The following is a 4,145-nucleotide window of genomic DNA, read 5'->3' on the forward strand; positions in this document are numbered from 1 at the left end:
GTTCACCGTGTGACCGGGTTCGGCATACAGCGAATGGATCACATACACGTCGCGACCGCGGACGCTTTCGAGCGGGCGCATCTTGTGTTCACCATCCTCGAAAGGACGCCACTCGTGCTCGGCCAGCGCCGTGCCAAGCGTGGTGGCCACACGCTGCGCGTAGGCGTGACTCGCGGGAGGGGAGAAGAGCATTGGCGCGGTGTTCATCGTGATGTCGCCTGGTGGTCTGTTTGCATTCGTGCGGCGTGAGCATGCGCTACGCGCTCTTCGTGGTCTTTCCAAAGCGTGCAGCTAAGCCGCTGCACGCCTGCCAGATAGGTCTGCCAGACTGGTTGACCGAAGCAACCTATGGACTCTCGGAAGCCTCGCGAGTACGTGAGCGCATGGTCCGCGCAAGCAGCGGGCGCAGTTGCGCGAGCGAGCGTGCGTTCAGCACATCCGTTTTTTCCAGCCATCCGCGGCGCGCCTGATTGACGCCATAGCGCAAGTTGTCGAGCTGGGCCTCGCTGTGTGCGTCGGAATCGATGGAAATCAGTACACCGTGATCCTTCGCCATGCGGCAGACCGTATCGGTCAGATCAAGGCGCTCGGGCTGGGCATTGAGTTCCAGAAAGCAGCCGCGCTCCCTCGCCTTGCGGATCACGCGCAACATATCGATGTCCGCTGGTTCCCTGCTGCCGATCAGCCGGCCGGAAGGATGCGCCAGCACGGTCATCGAGGGATGGTCCAGCGCGCGAAGGATACGCTCGGTCTGGCGCTCGCGCGGCAGATTGAAATGACTGTGAATCGCGCCGACCACAAGATCGAGCCGGACAAGAACAGCATCGGGAAGATCGAGTCGGCCGTCTTCGAGTATGTCGACTTCTATGCCCTTGAGCAAGGTGATACCCGTTAACTGTGCGTTGAGCTGGTCGATCTCGTCGACCTGTGCGGCTAGCCTCGTTGCGTCCAGGCCGTGGGTCATCGCCAGGCGCTTCGAATGATCCGTAATGGCCAGATACGACAGGCCGCGCTCGCGGGCGGCAAGGGCCATCTCGCGTAGCGATGCGCGGCCGTCGCTGGCGAGCGTATGCGTGTGAAGGTCTCCGCGCAGGTCGCTGCGCGTAACCAGGGCAGGAAGGGCGGCGTCGCGCGCTGCGTCGATCTCGCCGCGGTCTTCGCGAAGCTCCGGTGGAATCCAGGGCAGCCCGACGCTCGCATAGATGGACTCCTCGGTCTCGCCGGCAATACGCGTCTTTCCGCGGAAAACGCCATATTCGTTGATCTTGAGGCCGTGCTCCTGGCCGAGGCGGCGTAACGCCATATTGTGCGCCTTCGAGCCCGTGAAGTAGATGAGTGCAGCGCCGAAGCTCTCGGGTTTGACCACGCGTAGATCGACCTGCAGTCCGCCGCGAAGCACGATGCTTGCTCGGGTAGGGCCATGCGCGAGTACCGCGGTCGCGTCGTCATAATGGGCAAACCGCTGGGTGACCGCGGCCGGATCGCGTGCCGTGGCGAGAATGTCGATGTCGCCAACGGTGTCGCGCAGTCGCCGCAGGCTACCCGCCGCTTCCACGCGTTCTACGTCGGGCAATGCCGCGAGCCAGACCAGCAATGCCTCCGCGCGCTGGCTGGCCTGTGCGAGTTGAAAGCGGCGCGATTTGTCGAGGCGACCCTGCAGGTTTGCAAGGATATGCGCCTCGGTCAGCGGACCGAATCCGCGCAACGTGTGGATCCGGCCCTCCGCGGCGGCCTGCTCCAGTTGTTCCAGAGACTGCACATGCAGTTGCTCGTAGAGCTGCCGCACGCGCTTTGGTCCGAGGCCCGGCACGCGCAGTAACGCGACGACTGCCGACGGCAACTGGGCTCGCAGGCTCGCAAGTAGCGGGCATGAGCCAGTGGCGACGATTTCGCGGATCTTGAGCGCAAGGTCGTCGCCGATCGCGGGAATCGTTTTCAGGTCGGCACCCTCCGCGATCATCGTTCGCACGTTTTTCGCATACTCGCCAACCGATCGCGCCGCATTATGGTACGCGCGCACCCGAAACGGATTGTCACCCTGAATTTCGAGCAGGTCGGCAATCTCGTTGAAAATCTCGGCGATATCCGCGTTGTGAATTGGCATTTGCTCGGCTCGGTGCGCCCGACGTGTCATATGGGTGAGTATTCTGCTGCACAACCACAGCATGGCCGTCGGCGTGACTTACTCGTTGATCCAGGTCATCGTCCCATGCTTGATCGATGTCAATCGTGTTGGGCTGCGGATGTCAGATGATCCGAACTGTTCAGCTTCGTCCACTCACATCACCGGCACGAGTCGCGCGCAGGTGACGCGTCCGCGCATTTCAGCTGGGGCTGCTATTCGCCGGACGAATGCAATGGCATGGGGGATTCATCATGGACAACGCTGCCCGTCCTTATCGACATCGCTGGCTGCGCCGATACGTTCAAGGCGTATGCGCTTGTCTGATGCTCGCGATCGGCACGACGTGGCTTGGCGCAATCTATGACTACCCGCTGAACGCAGGTGTCGTGGCGGGTATGAACGCGCCGGAATGCGCGTCGGTGCGTGCGTTGCCGGCCGGTGCACGCCTCGCTGCGGCGCTTCCCGAAAGCGATCGCTGCCTCGCCCTGTTCATGTACCGCACCTCGTTTCCGAACGCGGCAGACGATGCGGCTTCGTATCAGGCGTGGGTGCTCCAGCAGCGTGTCAGCGAGTTCTGGAAACTGATTGGTTATGTCCTCGTGTTGTGGTTTGTCGTGCTGTGCATCCTTGCAATCGCCGCCTCCCTCATCAAAGCGCTGGTTCGGCACATACGTCATCCGTCGGCGCCCCCTTCCGCCGACGCGCCATCCAGACAGCGCGGCTGCTGGTGAGCATGCGACGTCGCCGCCTTCGGCGCTCAAAACGTCGCTTGCGAGAGTTGTCCGCGTCATCCAGTTGATCGAAGTCAATTGAATGTGCGGAACAGACACGATGATCCATACAAGAGGTGCTGCTCCTCGCGCGGCGGCCGGTGCGGAGCGCGGTGATGAACAGGAGCGACAGATGCAAACGCTACAGGTTGAGATTCCCGTTGATTACGTCAAGCTGGATGGGATTCTCGAAATTCCCGATCGCGCGCGCGCGGTCGTCGTATTCGTGCACGGTAGCGGCAGCAGCCGCTTCAGCCCGCGAAACCGGCAGGTGGCGGCGGGTCTGCAGCAAGCCGGGTTCGCAACGCTGCTATTCGATCTGCTGACGCTGGATGAGCAGCGGCACGACGACATCGACGCGACCTACCGCTTCAACATCGCGCTGCTGGCGCGACGGCTGGGCGCAACCCTTGCCTGGCTGCAGCAAAGGCCGGCGGTCGGGTCGCTACGGGTGGGGCTGTTCGGCGCGAGTACAGGCGCCGCAGCCGCACTTGTCGCAGCGGCAGAGACGGGTACGGTGGGCGCCATTGTGTCGCGGGGTGGACGGCCCGACCTTGCGCGGACATCGCTCACTTCCGTCCGCGCGCCAACACTGCTGATCGTCGGCGAACTCGACACGGAGGTGATCCGGCTGAATCGCAAGGCCGCCGGGCAACTGACGTGCGACCATCGCACGGCAATCGTATCGGGAGCGACGCACCTCTTCGAGGAACCCGGCGCCCTCGACGAAGTGACCCGCCTCGCCGTTGGCTGGTTTGCGCGCTGGCTCACCGCCCCGTCATCCTGAGCGCGCAACGGTAACGCACCCGTAGCGGATGCAGCCACGCCATTCGAGCTTCACGGCATCACTGACTGGATATCGACCATGAGTCATATTTTTCGAGATCGCGCCGATGCTGGCCAGCAGCTCGCGGCTGCGTTAAGTCGCTATGCCGGGCGCCGCGACGTCGTGGTGCTGGCACTGCCGCGCGGCGGCGTACCGGTTGGCTATGAAGTGGCGAAGGTCTTGTGCTGTCCCCTTGACGTGCTGCTGGTGCGCAAGCTCGGCGTGCCGCATAACCCCGAGCTTGCAATGGGCGCCATCGCTACGGGTGACGCGCTCTATCTCAACGAGCCCGTGATGCGCGCTGCCTATGTGAGCGCGGAGCAGGTCGAGGAAGCCATCGAGCGTGAACGCATCGAGCTACATCGCCGCGAGCTGGCCTACCGGGGGGAGCAGCCGCCTGCCGGGGTCGAGGACAAAACCGTGA

General features: G+C 63.3%; 5 protein-coding genes. 3 read left to right on the forward strand and 2 right to left on the reverse strand.

The window, feature by feature from the left end; translation table 11 throughout:
* Both H3V53_RS42315 and polX read right to left on the reverse strand, forming a co-directional pair.
* On the reverse strand, positions 1–207 hold a 207-nt coding region (locus tag H3V53_RS42315; protein ID WP_336602911.1), incomplete at its 3' end, for a ribose-phosphate pyrophosphokinase-like domain-containing protein.
* Positions 208–346: 139 nt separating this feature from the next.
* Positions 347–2,104 carry a DNA polymerase/3'-5' exonuclease PolX gene (gene polX, locus H3V53_RS42320; protein ID WP_336602916.1) on the reverse strand — a complete coding sequence of 586 codons (1,758 nt, stop codon included), beginning with the start codon at positions 2,102–2,104 and terminating at the stop codon, positions 347–349.
* A gap of 272 nt (positions 2,105–2,376) precedes the next feature.
* Here polX and H3V53_RS42325 point away from each other — a divergent pair, with 272 nt between their 5' ends.
* The 3 genes from H3V53_RS42325 to H3V53_RS42335 all read left to right on the forward strand — a co-directional run.
* The gene (locus tag H3V53_RS42325; RefSeq protein ID WP_336602917.1) at positions 2,377–2,856 is read left to right on the forward strand and encodes a hypothetical protein; all 480 of its coding nucleotides are present in this window, start codon (positions 2,377–2,379) and stop codon (positions 2,854–2,856) included.
* A 172-nt stretch (positions 2,857–3,028) separates the two neighbouring features.
* Positions 3,029–3,682: a dienelactone hydrolase family protein gene (locus tag H3V53_RS42330; RefSeq protein WP_336602918.1), complete on the forward strand. Its 654-nt coding sequence runs from the start codon at positions 3,029–3,031 to the stop codon at positions 3,680–3,682.
* A 78-nt stretch (positions 3,683–3,760) separates the two neighbouring features.
* The coding region (locus tag H3V53_RS42335) for a phosphoribosyltransferase (RefSeq protein WP_336602919.1) at positions 3,761–4,145 on the forward strand (385 nt) is incomplete at its 3' end.

Source organism: Paraburkholderia bengalensis, from assembly GCF_037126505.1.
GTDB lineage: Bacteria > Pseudomonadota > Gammaproteobacteria > Burkholderiales > Burkholderiaceae > Paraburkholderia > Paraburkholderia bengalensis.

Excerpts from the sequence above, each read along its gene's own strand:
- polX (WP_336602916.1), bottom strand. The coding sequence starts at position 2,104 with ATGCCAATTCACAACGCGGATATCGCCGAGATTTTCAACGAGATTGCC.
- H3V53_RS42325 (WP_336602917.1), top strand. The coding sequence starts at position 2,377 with ATGGACAACGCTGCCCGTCCTTATCGACATCGCTGGCTGCGCCGATAC.
- H3V53_RS42330 (WP_336602918.1), top strand. The coding sequence starts at position 3,029 with ATGCAAACGCTACAGGTTGAGATTCCCGTTGATTACGTCAAGCTGGAT.